General features: G+C 56.1%; 14 protein-coding genes and 1 pseudogene. 13 read left to right on the top strand and 2 right to left on the bottom strand.

The window, feature by feature from the left end; genetic code table 11:
* The first annotated feature begins 319 nt into the window (after positions 1-319).
* The 3 genes from nadE to H5U02_09510 are packed head-to-tail and all read left to right on the top strand — an operon-like array spanning position 320 to position 3,762.
* Entirely contained in the window at positions 320-1,228 is a 909-nt protein-coding gene (nadE, locus tag H5U02_09520; GenBank protein ID MBC7342666.1) for an NAD(+) synthase, read from the top strand.
* Entirely contained in the window at positions 1,215-2,096 is an 882-nt protein-coding gene (locus H5U02_09515; protein MBC7342665.1) for a DegV family protein, read from the top strand. The genes nadE and H5U02_09515 overlap by 14 nt, the downstream gene beginning before the upstream one ends.
* On the top strand, positions 2,089-3,762 hold the full coding sequence (locus tag H5U02_09510; protein ID MBC7342664.1) for a DAK2 domain-containing protein: 1,674 nt from the start codon (positions 2,089-2,091) through the stop codon (positions 3,760-3,762). The genes H5U02_09515 and H5U02_09510 overlap by 8 nt, the downstream gene beginning before the upstream one ends.
* A 251-nt stretch (positions 3,763-4,013) precedes the next feature.
* On the opposite strand, the gene H5U02_09505 is transcribed toward H5U02_09510, so the two are convergent.
* Both H5U02_09505 and H5U02_09500 read right to left on the bottom strand, forming a co-directional pair.
* Complete coding sequence (locus tag H5U02_09505) at positions 4,014-4,526, bottom strand: ISAs1 family transposase (protein MBC7342663.1); 513 nt, start codon at positions 4,524-4,526, stop codon at positions 4,014-4,016.
* A pseudogene (locus H5U02_09500) lies at positions 4,480-5,793 on the bottom strand (ISAs1 family transposase). Before H5U02_09500 ends, H5U02_09505 begins: the two are co-directional and overlap by 47 nt.
* A gap of 717 nt (positions 5,794-6,510) precedes the next feature.
* Here H5U02_09500 and H5U02_09495 point away from each other — a divergent pair.
* The 10 genes from H5U02_09495 to H5U02_09450 form a co-directional block, all read left to right on the top strand.
* Positions 6,511-7,278, top strand: coding sequence for a glucose 1-dehydrogenase (locus H5U02_09495; protein MBC7342662.1), 768 nt, complete (start codon positions 6,511-6,513; stop codon positions 7,276-7,278).
* Between the two features lie 46 nt (positions 7,279-7,324).
* Positions 7,325-8,317 carry an alcohol dehydrogenase catalytic domain-containing protein gene (locus tag H5U02_09490; protein ID MBC7342661.1) on the top strand — a complete coding sequence of 331 codons (993 nt, stop codon included), beginning with the start codon at positions 7,325-7,327 and terminating at the stop codon, positions 8,315-8,317.
* Positions 8,318-8,457: 140 nt separating this feature from the next.
* Positions 8,458-9,165: a GntR family transcriptional regulator gene (locus H5U02_09485; protein ID MBC7342660.1), complete on the top strand. Its 708-nt coding sequence runs from the start codon at positions 8,458-8,460 to the stop codon at positions 9,163-9,165.
* Positions 9,166-9,194: 29 nt separating this feature from the next.
* Complete coding sequence (locus H5U02_09480) at positions 9,195-10,400, top strand: aconitase X catalytic domain-containing protein (GenBank protein MBC7342659.1); 1,206 nt, start codon at positions 9,195-9,197, stop codon at positions 10,398-10,400.
* Positions 10,397-10,882: a DUF126 domain-containing protein gene (locus H5U02_09475; protein MBC7342658.1), complete on the top strand. Its 486-nt coding sequence runs from the start codon at positions 10,397-10,399 to the stop codon at positions 10,880-10,882. The genes H5U02_09480 and H5U02_09475 overlap by 4 nt, the downstream gene beginning before the upstream one ends.
* A 12-nt stretch (positions 10,883-10,894) precedes the next feature.
* Entirely contained in the window at positions 10,895-12,151 is a 1,257-nt protein-coding gene (gene hisD / locus H5U02_09470) for a histidinol dehydrogenase (protein MBC7342657.1), read from the top strand.
* 50 nt (positions 12,152-12,201) lie between these two features.
* The gene (locus tag H5U02_09465) at positions 12,202-13,776 is read left to right on the top strand and encodes a sugar ABC transporter ATP-binding protein (protein ID MBC7342656.1); all 1,575 of its coding nucleotides are present in this window, start codon (positions 12,202-12,204) and stop codon (positions 13,774-13,776) included.
* A gap of 42 nt (positions 13,777-13,818) precedes the next feature.
* Entirely contained in the window at positions 13,819-14,859 is a 1,041-nt protein-coding gene (locus H5U02_09460; protein ID MBC7342655.1) for an ABC transporter permease, read from the top strand.
* A 127-nt stretch (positions 14,860-14,986) separates the two neighbouring features.
* Positions 14,987-16,084, top strand: a complete 1,098-nt coding sequence (locus tag H5U02_09455; GenBank protein ID MBC7342654.1) for a sugar ABC transporter substrate-binding protein — start codon at positions 14,987-14,989, stop codon at positions 16,082-16,084.
* Between the two features lie 17 nt (positions 16,085-16,101).
* Positions 16,102-16,241, top strand: a 140-nt coding sequence (locus H5U02_09450) for a hypothetical protein (GenBank protein ID MBC7342653.1), incomplete at its 3' end; no start/stop codon positions are given.

The raw sequence follows: 16,241 nt of genomic DNA, 5'->3' as shown, positions 1-16,241 counted from the left end.
ATGGGGAAGAGGCAATTGTTAGGCCAAAAAGCAGGAGAGTGGGCAAAAAAGGGGGAATAAATAAACATGGAGCCCGCCTCAAGCCCTGCTGAGGCGAGCTCGGGGAGGGATGGTTTTAGTGGTAGCGAGGCTCAAAACAGCGCCTGCGGTCTAGGCATTCTCTGCCCTCAGCAAGGCTACTGTCGGCTCGAGGATTGCGGCACATTCGATCGGAACCACACCACTTGCAATCGCTCAAATCGCAGCTTAAGGCCACCTCGGTCACCTCCTCGGCCTGTGGGGCTGAAGGACCATCCGGCTTAAAGCGGGAGACTCATCCATGAGATTGACTCTAGCCAATCCGGGTAAAGTTTGTGAAATTATAATTGATTTTATTCGCCAGGAGACAATGGATTATGGTTTGCGCGGAGCGGTTGTAGGGATCGGCGGCGGGGTGGATTCCGCCCTGGTGGCTTACCTATTGGTAGAAGCTCTGGGGCCGCGGCGGGTACTGGCCTTGTACCTTCCCGAGCGGGATTCTCCTCCCGAAGGTCGAGAGCGGGCTTGGGCATTGGCGCACCTGCTCAAGGTTAATTTCCAGATAGTAGATCTGGGGCCGGGTTTAAGAGCCCTGGGGTTGTATGATACCATGGTAGCCAAGTTGATGAAAAAGAATCTCATTCACTCTTTTTTCGCCAAGGGGTTAGGCCTGATGAAGGGCGCCAATCCGTTTTTATCTCCGAGGCAGAGCCAAGGTCTGGCGGCCCAGGCTACTGCTTTTCAGCGGGTAAAGGCCCGGCAGCGAATGGTATTGCTCTACTACTATGCCGAGGCCAAGAACTTTCTTTTGGCGGGGACGGTACATCGGACCGAATACTTGACCGGATCCTATGTGGTCCATGGTGATGCTGCCTGCCACCTGGCGCCACTCTTGCCTCTGTATAAAACCCAGGTCTTACAGTTGGCCGAGTACATAGGCGTGCCCCAGGCTATCAGGGATAAGCCTTTGGGACAAAAACCCGTTCCTGGCCTCAGCTATGAGCAGCTGGATGAGGTCCTTTGGGGCTGGGAGCAGGGTTGGAGTCGAAGCCAAATCGCCCAAGAGGCTTCCGTCTCTGAGGAACAGGTAGAAAAGGTCATGCAACTGGTGGATAGAGCACGGTTGTTGTGGCGGCCAATAGCATATCCTGTGAATATAGGTAGGCCGCTACCATCGGCGCCAGGGAAGGATGGGATTGGGTATGGTTGATGTGCATATTGTCACCGACTCCACTGCTTACCTACCTGAGGAAGTGCTACGGGAGTTTCCCCATCTTCATGTAGTGCCATTGACGGTTCACTTCCCCCATCTGGTAATGGAGGATGGGCTGGAAAATCTAGATAGTTTCTTACGTGAGCTCAAGGCTTCCCCTCGACCAGCTACCACCTCTCAACCTCCGCCTCATCGGTTTGCCGAGGTATTCCGGCCATTGGTCGAAGAGGGGCATGAAATTGTAGCCATCCTTATTAGTTCGGTCTTGAGCGGGACCTGTACCAGCGCCCAGGCGGCAGCCGATGCGGTGGGCCCGGAGCGGATCGAAATCATGGATTCGCGCCTGACTACGGCTCCCATGGCCTTTGCCGCTATTCAGGCAGCCCGGGCGGCCCAGGCCGGCAAATCCCGGCGGGAGATCGTGGACCTAGTCCACTGGGTATGCCAGCGGTCCCGACTATTTTTTGTCCCTGACACCTTGGAGTACTTGCATAAGGGTGGCCGCATCGGCGGCGCCCAGGCCTTGCTGGGCAGCCTGCTGCAGATTAAGCCCATCTTGTACCTAGTTGACGGGCGGGTAGAAGTGCTGGACAAAGTCCGTACCCGCAGTCGGGCCATGCAGCGGCTGGTGGAAGAGCTGCCGGGTGACCACCAAGGCTATGAGATAGCGGTGTTACATCTGGACGGCTTGGACAATGCTCTAACCTTGAAGGGTTTGGTTCAAGACCGACTAGGGGGCCGGGAGGTGCCGGTAATAGTGGCCGGTCCAGTGCTAGGAACTCATGTTGGGCCCGGGGCTTTTGGGTTGATGATTTGCCAGCGCCCGCCTGAAGCCATGGTTAGTGGAGGGAGCAATATTGCTTGATGGCGAAGTCTTTCGGCGGATGGTGTTCTCAGCTTATTCTTGCCTGGAACAGCAGCGGGAAGCCATCAATCAGCTCAACGTCTTTCCGGTTCCCGATGGGGATACCGGCACCAATTTGGTGCTCACCCTGGAGGGAGTCATCCAGCGGCTGAAGACGGTGTCCAGCCGTTCCTTGAGCCAGGTGGCGGAGATAGTGGCCCGGGAATCGCTTTTGGGAGCTCGGGGCAACTCTGGGGTCATCCTTTCGGAGATGCTACGAGGATGGGCGCGGGGGTTGGCCGGCAAAGAGTGGGCCAATACCAGGGAGCTGGCCCGAGCCTTTCGCTATGGCATCGTCTATGCTTACCGGGCCGTGACCAAGCCGGTGGAAGGGACCATCCTATCTGTGGCTCGGGAGATTGCCCGCGGCACCAAGGAAGCCATCCGCCGGGGGATAGATTTCCCCTCACTTCTGGAAACGGCCATCCAGGTGGGAGAGGGGGCCTTGGCCCGGACCCCGGAGCAGCTTCCTATCCTCAAGCGGGCTGGGGTGGTGGATGCGGGAGCCAAGGGCTTGCTAACCTTTTTGCAGGGTTGCCGGGAAGGGCTCAAAAACGGCGGGATAATGGCCATTGCTCCTAAACCCGAAAAGCAAATGGCACCAACTCCAGCTTGGTCCGAGGCGGATACCCGGTTGCGGTATAAGTACTGTACCGAAGTTTTGGTAGACAGGCAGAGCGGCGGGTCTCGCCGGTCCGGGCGAAGCCTGCCCAAGGACTGGCGCAAGCAGCTGGAGAAAGCTGGGGATTCTCTGGTGTTGATCGAAGATAAGGATTTGCTTAAGATTCATATCCATACCAACCACCCGGGAAGGATACTTGAGGCTGCCCTGCAGTGCGGAGATTTGCTTCAAGTTAAGGTTGATCATATGGGCCGGCAGCACCAGCAGCTGTTGGAACGGTGGGAAGGTGACCGGCTGTCTCCGGCCGAACCGGTGGTCGTGGCGGCACCAGAACTAGTGCATCCCAAAAAGACCACGGCCCTAGTAGCGGTGGCGCCGGGCCCTGGGATCGCCAAAGTATTTCGGAGCCTGGGCGTGGACGCAACGGTGCCAGTAGGCGCTTTCGCCAATGTGGGCGTAGGCGAGCTACTTCAGGCCATAAAGGAAGTGGCGGCCAAAGAGGTGGTAGTATTTCCCAACGATGCCAATAACCTCCTAGCAGCTCGGGAAGCCGCCCAGCTAGCTCAAGGAAAAGAGGTTAAGATTATACCCACCGTTAATGTAGCCCAGTGCCTCAGCGCTCTGGTTGCCTATGCTCCGGATCGACCAGCTTCGGAAAACTGGGCCCGGATGCAGGTATACCAAAATGCTACTTACGGCGAGATTACCCGAGCAGCCAAGGATGCCAACCTGGGCGGCTGGCAGATTTGCAAGGGAGACTTTTTGGGGCTGGGAAGCGAAAAAATCCTAGCGGTGGGCCGAGAACTGGCAATCACCGCCCAGGAACTGCTTAAGCAACTGATTCTCCCCCAACATGAGACTTTGACCATCTTCTGTGGCCAGGAGGCAGGGGAGAGCGACCGTGCTTGGCTGGCGGATTGGGTTCATAAGGCTTTTCCCCAAATAGAGGTGGAGCTGATAGATGGGGGTCAGCAGGCATACCCCTTTCTCTTTTGCTTGGAATAGCTTGGCCGGGACCACAAGGATAAGTCAAAGTCCTGGGAATAAATAGATCATCCAAGGCATGACAAAGCTAAGCTGCCCATGCGAGCAGCCTCACTCAAGCCCCGTTTATCGTCTTGGGGGCGGACGGGGTGGGCAAAATAGAATACCGAAAGCAGGAAAATGAGGATCGGGGGCGGAAGTGAGCATATTTCATCCACCCACCCGAGGCGATGAGAACCGGGGGTATTTTAAGGCCAAAAAGCCTCAATCAGTTATAGGCCGACCAGCTGCAGGGCAAGCTCCGGGTGAAAGCAGTTCCTCCTGAGCGATCCGGCAATACTGGGCAAACCGTTCAAGTGCAAGATGCTGATCGCCGTGTTGCGCAGGCTGGCCAGCACCCTGGGTCCAGCGCCCGTCCTGACCTGGGAGCGGTCTTCATCGTAGACCACATCCCTCACCCAGTGCAGGGATTCGATCTCCCAGTGGGAACGGGAGAGCTTCAACAAGGTTTCCGGGCCTGCTTTTTCGGGGGTGAGGCTGGTAACTCCATAGGCGATCTCATAGCTCTGGGCGCCGGTTTTGATTTCCGTGCGGTACCGCTCAATGTAAAATACCTGGCCGACGTGGGGAAAATTGACGTAATCATTGATCATGGCGCTGGCTGCGATCTTGCGGGTCTCGATCCTGCCGTGGCCGCGGTCGTGCTGGATCGCCCTGAGGGGGAAAATCTTCTTCTGCCAGGCCCTTGATGTCTTCGAGCAGGGTTTTCTGGTTCTCTTTGACAAAGAACAGGTAGTCGGCCTTTTTCTCCTCGACGAGGAAGTTGGCGTGATCGGCCTTTGTGTGCATGGCATCAGCCGTCACCACCTTGCCTTCCAGAGCGAGCGGTTCGAGAAGGGGTTTGAAGGCGGTGATCTCGTTGCTTTTGGTATCGACCTGCCGCTGGGCGATCACGACCTTCTCGTGATGCACCAGGGCGGCAAGCAGATGCACCTGTCTGCCGCCGGCGCCCTTGGCTCCTTTCAGGGTCTTCCCGTCGACGGCGACGGCCTGCATGGAGAGGGACTGTTCTGCCAGCCAGTCCCCGAGGGCGCGGTCAACCTCGTCGGGGTCGATGCTCTTAAGCTTCCTGCGGATGGTGGGCTCGCTGGGAGCAATGTAGCGACCCGTGTCCGGATGCCTGCGGCAGTGAAACCGGCGCAGGAGGTCCTGGGAAAGGGACGCCGCCCACTGGGCGATTGATGCGTAGCCTCTCATGCCGGCCAGGCAGGCGCAAACCGCTATAGCCAGGATGGAAGCCTGGGAGTGCCTGATTCCCCTCGGTTTGCGGGGGTCGGTGATTCTCTCCAGGGCCTTGAGCAGGCCGTTTTCGCCTCCAACATCGATGTTGTTGAGGTCGATCATCGGTTCATCTCCTCCTGCGATCTCCGGTGCCAGAAACGGAGCGGATAGGATGCGGGCGGCCTCCTTATGAATCGGGTAGACCAAAATGCTTTTAGGGGTGCCGTGATAGTAGTAACGGGAAGAGTTCCTGCCGTAACCCCGGGTCTTGCCGAGCAGGCTCCAGCCGGCGGCCCTGTAGCAGGTCCCGGCGAAGCGTTCCTGATCGACGAACGTCTCGGCCAGCAGGATGGGGTAGCCGTATACCGCCTGCCAGTCGGACGACAGTCTCTTCACATTCATGGCGAGCACCTTGGAGGCGAGGTTTTTAATCCTCACGCCGGGCAGGATCAAGAAGCGGATGTTGTTGGCGACGTATTTCAGGCGGGAGAACTGCTGCTCCGGCGACCAGCCGATCCAGCGGTCACGGGGCTTGCACTTGAAAGCGGCGCTGCCCCAGCCGAGCAGCGCCACCCATTCGCCGTTTAGAATGGCGACATATTTGAGCGAGTTCCCGGGCAGTTTGTGAAACCCGAGGTAGTGGTGGGTAGACATCAGATGGTTCCAGGCGGCCTGTTCGCCCGGCAGGATTGGGCGGACGACCAATGAGTCCAGGGATGGGGTGGAATGCAGTTTGGCGTTAGGTTCATGCTGGCTGCAAGTGTTGTCCATAAAATCATTGTAGATCATCCTGCCCAAAAAGACCAGCCCGAATTTCTGTGAACCGTCACGCCTGATCCTTCAACGACTTTGACGCCATCCTGCCTCTGCGGCGGCGCCCATTGACAGGGACGAGCTCGGCATCGCTAGCGCCCTCCTGGGCCGTCCCCTGGAACTGGTTTCTTCCCGGACCGTGGAAGTGGAAGACGGCATTACTGCCAAGGTCGGTTTTGATGCTACCGTTCCCCTGCCCCACTCGGAAAAATATAAATTTCAGTTGCGAAGAGTTAAAGCGTGGGGAAGATAAATTCCCACAAGGTAGTGCTCGGTTTTGGGTTTTGCAATATACACCAAGTATACAGCATACATAGCAGCCGGTAGTTGACCTTTGAGGATCCGATCTGCTAGGATCTGTCTAGCAGTTCTAAATAGAGTTCTTGCGGCATGTTCCCCGAAGTAAGGGAAGATACTAGAGGCAATGGGGCCTCAGGTTACCAGGGAATGGTTACCGGGCCCCTTTCGTTTTGGTCCAGTTTGGGGTTGATTCCGTTGAGGTAGTCGTACATGAGGATTTTTTAAGATTATAGGAAAACTTAGAAGGAATAAGCGAATACTTGTCGAATACCTCTTGTGTACCAAGTATACATATAGTATCCCAATTTGAAGAGGTTTGAGTAGTGCTCTAGCTACAACTTTATCTGCAACAGGGCAAGGAGAGGGTAATGGGAAATGAACTACAGCAAATGGTTTAGTCTTGATGGCAGGATCGCTCTAGTGACCGGTGCGGGCAGAGGTCTCGGGCGCAGTTATGCCAGGGCTCTCGCCGAAGCTGGAGCCACAGTCGTATGCGTTGGGCGGAACACGGCTGGGCTCAAGGATATTGCAGGCGAGATATCTTCTGCTGGGGGGCGAGCAGAGGTTCTTGCGGCTGACGTATCCAAACCGAGAGAAGTTCGCGCGGTCATTGACGAGACGGTGGAGCGCTATGGGAGACTGGACGTTCTTGTCAACAATGCAGGTATGGAGATTGCGAAAGACTTTCTCGAGGTCACAGAAGAGGACTATGACACTATCATGGGCGTCAATTTAAGGGGCCTCTATTTTGCCGCTCAAGCTGCCGCGCGGCACATGGTCCGGCAGCACAGCGGAAAGATCATCAACATCGGCTCCCTGGCCAGCCAGATCGGCATCGCCAAATCGACAGTTTACAGCGCCTCTAAGGGTGGTGTCCTCCTTTTTACCCGCGCTCTGGCGGTAGAGCTAGCCTCGCACAATATCCAGGTCAACGCCATCGGTCCGGGTTACTTCCGTACCGATATGACCGAGCCTTTCTTTCAGGATCCCGAGCACCGGTCCTGGATTGAACAGCGGATACCCATGGGAAGAATTGGTACCCTCGAGGATCTAGCCGCTACCGTAGTCTTTCTGGCGGGCCCCGGATCGGACTACATCACCGGACAAATTATTTACGTTGACGGCGGATGGCTGGCGAGCTGATGAGCCCGGAAACTGGCCGGATCTGCCCAAAATGGAGGTGGCATTATTGCTGGCAGCTCGATTCTACGGCATCGGGGATGTGCGGGTGGAAGATGTGCCGATACCGCCATACGGCCCCGGAGAAGCGCTGGTGAAAGTAGCGTACGCAGGCATTTGCGGGTCAGACCTGCATGTGTTCCGAAAAGGGATGTTCGTCACTTCCGTCCCAGTGACCATGGGGCATGAGTTTTGCGGTACGGTGGAAGCGGTTGGACTCGAGGTAACCAACGTTAAACCGGGCGATCGGGTGGTGGGGGATCCTAGGGTATCTTGCGGAACGTGCCGCTACTGCCAGAGCGGAATGGATAACTGCTGCCCGCAGCTTGGGTTCATCGGGGAGGTTTCTCCCGGGTGTTTTGCGGAATACATAGCCGTGGATTCCAGGCGGCTTTTGAAAATTCCTCCCGAAGTTGACCTCAAGCTGGCTTCCCTGGCGGAACCTTTGGCGGTGGCGGTCCGCATTGCGAGACAGGCCAGGATTTCCCCAAACGACAGCCTTGGGATTGTCGGGGTCGGTCCCGTGGGATTGCTAACCCTTGCTGTTACCAGGACCATCCCGGTTTCCAAAGTGACCGCGATTGATCTTTCCCCATCGCGACGGGAGCTTGCGCGCAAAATGGGAGCTGACTGCGTCTTAGCAGGCTTTTCAGACGATCTGGTTGGACAGGCAGATGTAGCGGTCGAAGCGGCAGGAACCGAGGCTACCTTGTCCGCGGCGCTCAGGTGGGTCAGACCCAAAGGCAGGGTGGTTATGGCAGGGATCTATGAAAAAACGGTAAGCCTTGACCCCAATGACATCATCAACAAGGAGGTCGAGGTAGCAGGAAGCAACGCTTACGATGCTTCCGACCTTCACGACTCCGTAAGGTTTCTCGCTAAAGCCTCTGATACCGTTGCCCCGATCATATCGCATATCCTCCCGCTGGAAAAAGCGCCCGAAGCATTTGCTCTTCTGCTGGCCCCCGAGCGAAGTGCCGCCAAGGTGCTCCTGACTCCTTAAGATGGCTGGGTTGCTGGAGAGCAAGCGTGGTGGGGATGGGTCCCGGCAGGGATAACTGAAGGTATCTACCAAGCGCCGGGTGGACATGGGAGTCGACGCCGGTACAGAGCAACGAAGCTGACGTTAAAGGAGAGTGCAGAATGTCTGATTTTGCAAGTCGTGTCAAAAAGGCTCGCCGGGAGAGAAGGTCTGACCTGGCTAGAACAGCCTACATGCAGATCAAAGAGGCCATTGTCTATGCCAAGTTCAAGCCGGGCGAGTATTTGAGCGAGAATACGCTTGCCGAGGTCCTGGGAATGAGCCGTACTCCGGTGAGGGAAGCGCTGAAGAAGCTGGCGGGCCAGAATCTGGTCGACATTGTTCCCGGTCGGGGTGCCTTTGTAAAGGACGTGTCACTCCAGGACCTTTTGGACATTTTTGAGCTACGGAAAGTGCTGGAGTGTCTTGCGGCCGAAACCGCCCTTGCCAATATTACCGACGCTGAAATTCAGGAATCTGAAGAGGCATGGCTGTGCATCCGGGACAGGATCCGGAGGGGAGAAGCGGTGGACCTGGCCGAGATCAGCCGGTATGACAACCAGCTTCACACACTCATCGTCAGCAAGTGCCGCAACTCCTATCTAAAAGACTTCATGGGAGTTTTGAACCAGCAAATCCTGCGGTATCAGTTGCTTACAGCTCAGGCTTTGGGAGATGTGGAGGATACCATTCGCCAGCACCTGGAGATCATTGCTCTGCTTCGGGACAAGGATCCTCGTAAATTTATTCCTGCTCTCAGGGACCACATCGAGGCAGCTGAGCAGGTCATGGTAAGAGCAATTATGAAAGCAAACAGCTCAACAGCTTAGAGGTAGCGCTTGGTAAAGGGGGTTTTGCGGTGTATTTGACCGGAGAAGAAAGGGAGATGCTGGACGGGAAATGGGGCGAGGGCGTGGCCACAGCCATGGAAGTGCTTGTGGCAATCGGCGAGGCTTTTGGGGCCGAGCGGATGGTGGAGATCAGCCGGGCTCATGTAGCTCTGAGCAACCAGGAAGCGGATCTCTGGTTTGTGGAGAAGCTGGTCAGGGGTGGGGCTAGGTGCCGAGTTTCACCCACAGTAAACCCGGCCTTTAACCTGGAGTACTTTCAACAGGTAACCACCATTGACCCTGATGACGAAGAGATCGTCAAGCGGACGCGGGAGGCCTACAGGGCTATCGGTGCTACCCTGACCTATAATTGCACGCCCTATCTGGAGAAGAACATACCACGCTTCGGCGAAATAGCCGCCTATTCCGAGTCCAGCGCTACGCCCTACATGAACTCAGTCTACGGAGCTAGGTCTAACCGTGAGTCAGCCCAGAGCGCCTTGTGCGCGGCGGTAACGGGCAGAACGCCGCTCTACGGGTGCTTGCTAGAGGAAAACCGCAGGGGTCAGGTTTGGGTGAAAGTGGAAGCCGACATCCGGGATGATTTCGATTACCAGCTGCTGGGATACTGCGTTCCCTCAAAGGCTGGTCCAGGAGTGCCCGTATTTACCGGCCTGCCTGCAAACCCGAGTCCGGAGGCCTTAATGAACCTGGGAGCCCAGTTGAACACCGCGGGTGCTGTTCCGCTTTACCATATCGTCGGCGTTACTCCCGAAGCTCCTACCCTTGAAGCTGCGTTCGGCGGCCGCGAGCCAGAGCGACAGGTCGTAATTACCAACAAAGACCTGGAGGAAACCCAGAAGGCTATTTCTCTCGAAGGAGGTAGGATTGACTTTGCCCTGCTGGGATGTCCCCACCTTACCATAACCCAGGTGGGCGAGATTGCCCGGCTCCTGGAAGGAAAAGATCTGGCAGTGGAACTGTGGATCTGCACCTCTTTTCTGACCAAGGAATTGGCCCGAAGGATGGGGTTTCTCGACATCATCAGGCGGGCTGGCGGACACGTGGTAGAGGACACCTGCATCGACCAGCCCTGCTGGCGCCACCTGTACGGCAAAAAGGGTGTGACCGAGTCGCCCAAGTGCGCTTACTACACCAAGAGAAGGAACATGGGGTTTGTTGTGCGGAGCCTGCGGCAGTGCGTTGAAGCAGCCGTCAAGGGGGAAGTGGAATGAGCGGGAGGAAAGAAACTGAAATTAGCTGCCACAAGATCGTTGGCGGCAGAGCCGATGGGGAGGTTCTGATTTCCAGCGACCCGGTTTGCTTCTATCTTGTCGATCCGGAAACCGGGAGGGTTTTGGAGAAAGGTCACGCGCTGGAAGGCCGGTGCATCGCGGGCAAAGTCCTGGTGTTTCCCGGCGGCAAGGGCAGCTCGGTGGTGCAGGCGGATGGGCTCTACCAGCTCACCGCCAGGGGCACCGCCCCGAAAGCCATGATCATCCAGAATCCCGATACGGTGCTGGTCGCCACCGCAGTCATCATGGGGGTGCCGCTGGTGGACCAGGTAGACCCGGCATTCTACCGCTCAGTTGCCGACGGAGATTGGGTTGAGGTCGATGCCGATAACTCCAGGATAGTGTTGGCCAGGCGGTGTCCAGGTTCCTCCCGCCGGCCAAGATCTAACGAAGAACCAGCAGCTGCTGGAATGTCTGAATGAGGGGGATGGAATATGGAGTACATCAAGAAAGCCAAGGGGAACCTTTCTGCGCAGGATGGTATTCAGGAAGTGGTGGCTGCAATTTTGGAGCAGGTCAAAAGCGAAGGTGACCGCGCTTTGTTGGAGCTTACCGAGCGGTACGACGGGGTGCGCCTAACTAGCCTCAAGGTTCCCAGAGAGGAGACGGAAAAAGCCTACCAGCAGGTACCCCATGAGACGGTAGAAAACCTGAAGTTTGCAGCCGAACAGATAAGGTTTTTTGCCCTGCAGCAGCTGTCCTGTCTTAAACCTCTAGAATGCCAGAATATCCCAGGGGTTACCCTTGGCCACAGGCTGATCCCGGTTCCGTCCTGCGGGGCCTACGTACCGGCAGGACGTTACCCGTTGCCATCCACTGCGCTGATGTCAATTATCCCCGCCAAAGTGGCGGGAGTAAGACGCGTGTCCGCATGCTCGCCCCCCACCAGAGCCTACTCAGGGATTCACCCGGTGGTGCTGGTGGCCATGGACATTGCTGGAGCTGACGAGGTTTACTGCATGGGTGGGGCCCAGGCCATCGCTGCCTATGCCTACGGTACGGCCAGCGTTTCCCCGGTGGATATGATTGTCGGTCCGGGAAACCGGTTCGTCACTGAGGCGAAGAGGCAGGTGAGCGGACAGGTAGGGATCGATATGCTGGCCGGTCCCAGTGAGGTTCTGATTATCGCTGACGACTCCGCGTCCCCACGTTACGTAGCAGTAGATCTTCTGGCGAAGTGCGAGCACGACCCGGCGTCAGTTGCGATTCTGGTAACCACCAGCCGTGGTTTGGCCGAGAAGGTAGAGGACATGATCAGGGAGGAACTGCAGACTCTCGGAACAGCCGAGCTGGCCGCAAAGACATGGGAAGAAAACGGCCAGATTATTCTTGTGGATAGCCTTGAGGAAGCAGCAGAGGTCTCCGATCGCATTGCTCCGGAACACCTTCAGTTGCAGACCTGCAACAACGAGATGCTGGTTTCCAGCCTGCACAATTACGGTTCTCTCTTTATAGGCGACTATGCTCCTGTGGCTTTTGGTGACTATGTCTCCGGTACCAACCACACCCTGCCCACGATGGGCTGCGCGCGCTTTACCAACGGTGTCTGGGTAGGCACCTTTCTCAAGGTTGCCTCCTACCAAAGGGTTACCCGGGAAGGAGCAGCTGCGCTTGCTGGGCCTTGTTCTCACCTTGCGGGTGTTGAGGGGCTCCTCGCCCACCAGCGGGCCGCAGAGCTTAGAAAACACTGAGGCGGGTTTGGTTTACCCAGAAATTCTGGGAGCAGAAGAAGGGGGAGCCTATGAACAGGTCCGGATTGGAAAGGTCCGCGTGTACCGGCCGGGGTGAAGTCCTACTCCGACTTAAGAACGTGTCCAAGGTATTTCCGGGAACGGTGGCTTTGCGGCAGGTCAACCTCGAGGTTGCGAGAGGTGAGGTTCACGGGATCATAGGCAAGAATGGAGCGGGGAAATCGACTCTGGTAGGGATTATAGCCGGCATCATTACCCCTACCACGGGCGAGATTTGGGTTGACAGGCAGCGCTTTGCAGCCCTGTCCCGGGCGGCTGCCAAAAAAGCTGGCATCGCCATTGTCACCCAGGAACCGCAGGTTGTCCTTGACCTCGCTGTGGCTGAAAATCTGTTCCTGGGCGACTATACCGGACGCGGCTCGGTTATAAGGTGGAAGGAGCTTTACGAAAGGGCAGAGCGGATACTGGGTGAGGCTGATTTCCGTTTCGACGTGCGTACCCGGGCGGGAGACCTGTCAATAAGCGAGCAGCAGCTCCTGCTGGTAATTAAGGCCTGCTATGTTGAAAACGCTCAGATTGTAATACTCGACGAAGTTTCAGCCTCCCTCTCACAGGATGGCCAGGAGACCCTATACCGGATTATTGAGCAGCAAAAGCGCCAAGGCAGAACAGTTCTCTTCATTTCCCACCGAACCGATGAGCTTCTGCAGGTGTGCGACCGGGTTACTGTCCTGCGCGATGGAGAGTCGGTCGCTACCCAGGACTGCTCCGCCCTGGACAAAAAGACACTTTCTTCCTTAATTGTGGGGCAGGGATACGGAACTCAGCTTGCTGCAGAAGAAAAACCCTCATGCCGATCGGCAGATGCCGAGACGGTGTTGGCAGTAAAAGACTTGACCAAAGCTGGGACGTTCCACCATATCTCTTTCGAGGTAAAAAAGGGTGAAATTGTCGGTCTTGCAGGGCTGAGGGGTAGCGGCCGCACTGAGATCTTGAAAGGAATTGCCGGTATAGATCCGGTCGATGGAGGGTGGGTGGTAATCGGTGGCAGGAGAGTGCGCTTCTCAAGTCCTCATCAGGCGCTTGGAAACGGAGTAGTATACCTGCCCGAAGATAGGGAGGCCGAAGGTCTTATTTCTGGTTCCAGCATCAGGGAGAACCTGACTCTGAACGCTCTTCGGCAGATAAGCAGGGGCGGCCTGATCGACAGGAGAAAAGAAAGCGGCCTCGTCGGCACTCTAGTGGATATGCTCCAGATCAAAGCCGCTTCGCCAGAGCAGGAAGTCCGGCAGCTGAGCGGGGGAAATCGCCAAAAGGTAGTAATCGGCAGAATCCTGGCCGCCAGGCCGAGAGTATTCCTGCTTGATGAGCCTACGAAAGGGATCGACATTGCGGCCAAGGAAAGTATTCTCAACATTATCAAGAACAGGCTTTCAGAATCAGCCGGAATTGTGATCACCTCTCCAGGGCTTGAGGATCTTATTATGGTCTGCGACCGGATACTGGTGCTTTATAATGGTCAGATAATCGCAGAGTTTACCCGAGGCGAATTCGATGAGAGGACTTTGTATCTTGCTATTCAGGGCGTAACAGAAGAAGAGGCCGGGGAAAGAGTTGCCCGATAAAGGCTGGGGGAGTCACAGAACCTGAGACAAGGGGAGTTGTACATGCCGAGAAAGTTGCGCATCCAGTTGGCATTGCTCGACAATTTGATTTGGGTGATTGTTGCTGTCTTCTTTCTGGTTAACGTACTCATCACACCCAAATTTGCTACTTACGGCAACCTGGTCAATATACTCTACCACTCAGCCATAATGAGCATGCTGGTCTTGGCAGAGGGTCTCATTTTGATAATTGGTTGCCTTGACCTATCAATTGATTCCATTCTCGCTTTCGCTCCTGGAGTGGCGATGCTATTGGCCACCAGGTGGCTGCCGGGAGGTCTGGATCCCCTGGCAGCAATCCTGATAACCCTTGCTATCGGGGCCGTGATAGGGCTGTTCAACGGGTATTTAATAGCGCGAGTGGGAGTCAACCCGTTTTTGCAGACTCTGTCAGTGGAAATCATGCTCAGGGGGCTGGTTCTTTTCTTGCTTCCGCTGTCCATCTTTCCGCTAGATCCAGTCTACACATTCGTAGGGCAGGCAAGAACCGTAGGCAACATCCCGGTCGCAGTGCCGACAATGCTACTGATTTACCTGCTGTTTCATTTCCTGCTTCAGTATACGACATACGGCCGCAACTTCATGGCAACCGGAGGGAATCCCAGGGCGAGTTTTGTTTCAGGCATCAATACCGAGCGGGTAATCATATCAGCTTTTGCTTTGAGTGGCCTTCTGGCAGCGGTGGCCGGTCTCCTTACTGCAGGCCGGCAGGGATCGGTTTCGAACTCTATGGGAGAGGGTATGGTCATGCTTGCTTTTGCGGGGGCCATACTCGGCGGGGCCAGCCTCCAGGGTGGTAAAGGCACTCCTCTGGGGATGCTCGGCGGAGCGCTCCTACTGGGGATGATATCCAATTCACTCAACCTTCTTGGCGTCGAAGTGACACTGGTTTACGCCACGCAAGGGGCGCTGATTTTCGTGGCCATAATAATCGACCGGGTTCGGGTCAAAGTTCGGAACTACCTTTTGCACCAGGAGCAGCTGAGAAAGCTTGCTACTGACGAAGGGAAGAGGCAGGGAGAGAGCTACTCTGCTGCTGTCTGAACGGAACTGGAACTCGTTCGGGCGGAGCTTTGGGGGGTGAGGAACACAACACCGCGCCGCTGGTCAGAGACCAGTTCTCCTTTTGGTTCAGTAAAAGAAGTAAAACGCGAAGAGGAGGAGAAATGCGATGCTCCGATGGGTAAGGTTGACTTCGATTATTCTGTTGGTTATGTTGGTTGTTTCCGGGTGCGGGGCGCCGCAGAGCAAAGAGGGAGGCGGTCAACAGGAAAAAGAAATGGTTTTCGGGATGATCATCAAGGAGCCGGGCGCTCCCTTCATCCAGGCGTTCATCCGCGGTGCTGAGGATAAGGCGAAAGAACTCGGCGTCAAAGTGGATATCAAGGACGGCCAGGCCGACTCACTGAAGATAATGGAACTTATGGACAACTTCATCGTTCAAAAAGTCGATGGGTTCATTATGGCCGGCGCGGTCGATCTCAAGGCTATAGTCCCAGGAATCAAGAGGCTGAATCAAGCTGGAATCCCAGTCATGGCCCTGGATACTTCTCCTGAAGGAGGAAAAGTGGACCTTTTCCTATCCTTCGATATTGAACAGTCCAGCAGGAAAGCAGCTGAAGCCTTCATTCAGGGGATTAAAGACCGGAACGGCGGGAAAGTTCCCAAGGGTGTTGTCATTGAGATTACTGGCGCCCTTGAGGACATGTTCACCCAGGCCTGCACCAAGGGATTTCGGTCCGTTGTTGATAAATACCCGCAGCTCACCGTGGTTCAAGGTGAGGGGAAGTGGAACAACGTCGACTCGCATCAGAAAACGACCGATCTCCTAACCCGTTACGGCAAGAACGTCCTTGGCATATATGTGCATACACCCGACATCATGGGGGCAGGAGTGGTGACCGCAATCGAAGCGGCTGGGTTGAACCCCAAGGATTACGGTATCTGCGGGATCTGCATCGGTCCCGAGGGGCTGGATCTGATCAAGCAGGGCAAGCTTCTTGCAGTAGTGGAACAGCCGGCTTACGATTCGGCCCAGCTGGCTGTGGAGTACCTCTATAACCTCAAGAAAGGGCTACCGATCCCCAAGATAGGCGAAACTGTAACTAAGGAGGGCGCCATTTGGTCTCCGGCCAAAGTAGTCAAAAACCCATGGGCCGATGAGGGTGCGTTCATGGTGCTGCAGGGCCCGCTGGTGCCAACTGAAGTAAAGCCTGACGATCCCCGCTTGTGGGAAAACAAACTCAGCTATCTCTGGAAGAACAACTAGACAAGGGGGGAAGAACTGTGTCAACACATATCCGTGCCCCCCGGGGAAGGGAGCTTTCCTGCAAGGGCTGGATCCAGGAGGCGGCCCTGCGGATGCTGATGAACAACCTGGACCCGGAGGTGGCGGAAAAGCCGGATGAGCTCATCGTCTACGGAGG

The organism is Clostridia bacterium (genome assembly GCA_014360065.1).
In the GTDB taxonomy this organism is placed as follows: domain Bacteria; phylum Bacillota; class DSM-521; order Neomoorellales; family JACIYF01; genus JACIYF01.
This window is presented reverse-complemented; position numbering and strand designations above follow the sequence as displayed.

Bases quoted from the DNA above. Each gene is read 5' to 3' on its own strand.
- H5U02_09475 (MBC7342658.1), top strand. From the start codon at position 10,397: ATGAGCGGGAGGAAAGAAACTGAAATTAGCTGCCACAAGATCGTTGGC.
- H5U02_09485 (MBC7342660.1), top strand. From the start codon at position 8,458: ATGTCTGATTTTGCAAGTCGTGTCAAAAAGGCTCGCCGGGAGAGAAGG.
- H5U02_09460 (MBC7342655.1), top strand. From the start codon at position 13,819: ATGCCGAGAAAGTTGCGCATCCAGTTGGCATTGCTCGACAATTTGATT.
- H5U02_09455 (MBC7342654.1), top strand. From the start codon at position 14,987: ATGCTCCGATGGGTAAGGTTGACTTCGATTATTCTGTTGGTTATGTTG.
- H5U02_09495 (MBC7342662.1), top strand. From the start codon at position 6,511: ATGAACTACAGCAAATGGTTTAGTCTTGATGGCAGGATCGCTCTAGTG.
- H5U02_09465 (MBC7342656.1), top strand. From the start codon at position 12,202: ATGAACAGGTCCGGATTGGAAAGGTCCGCGTGTACCGGCCGGGGTGAA.
- hisD (MBC7342657.1), top strand. From the start codon at position 10,895: ATGGAGTACATCAAGAAAGCCAAGGGGAACCTTTCTGCGCAGGATGGT.
- nadE (MBC7342666.1), top strand. From the start codon at position 320: ATGAGATTGACTCTAGCCAATCCGGGTAAAGTTTGTGAAATTATAATT.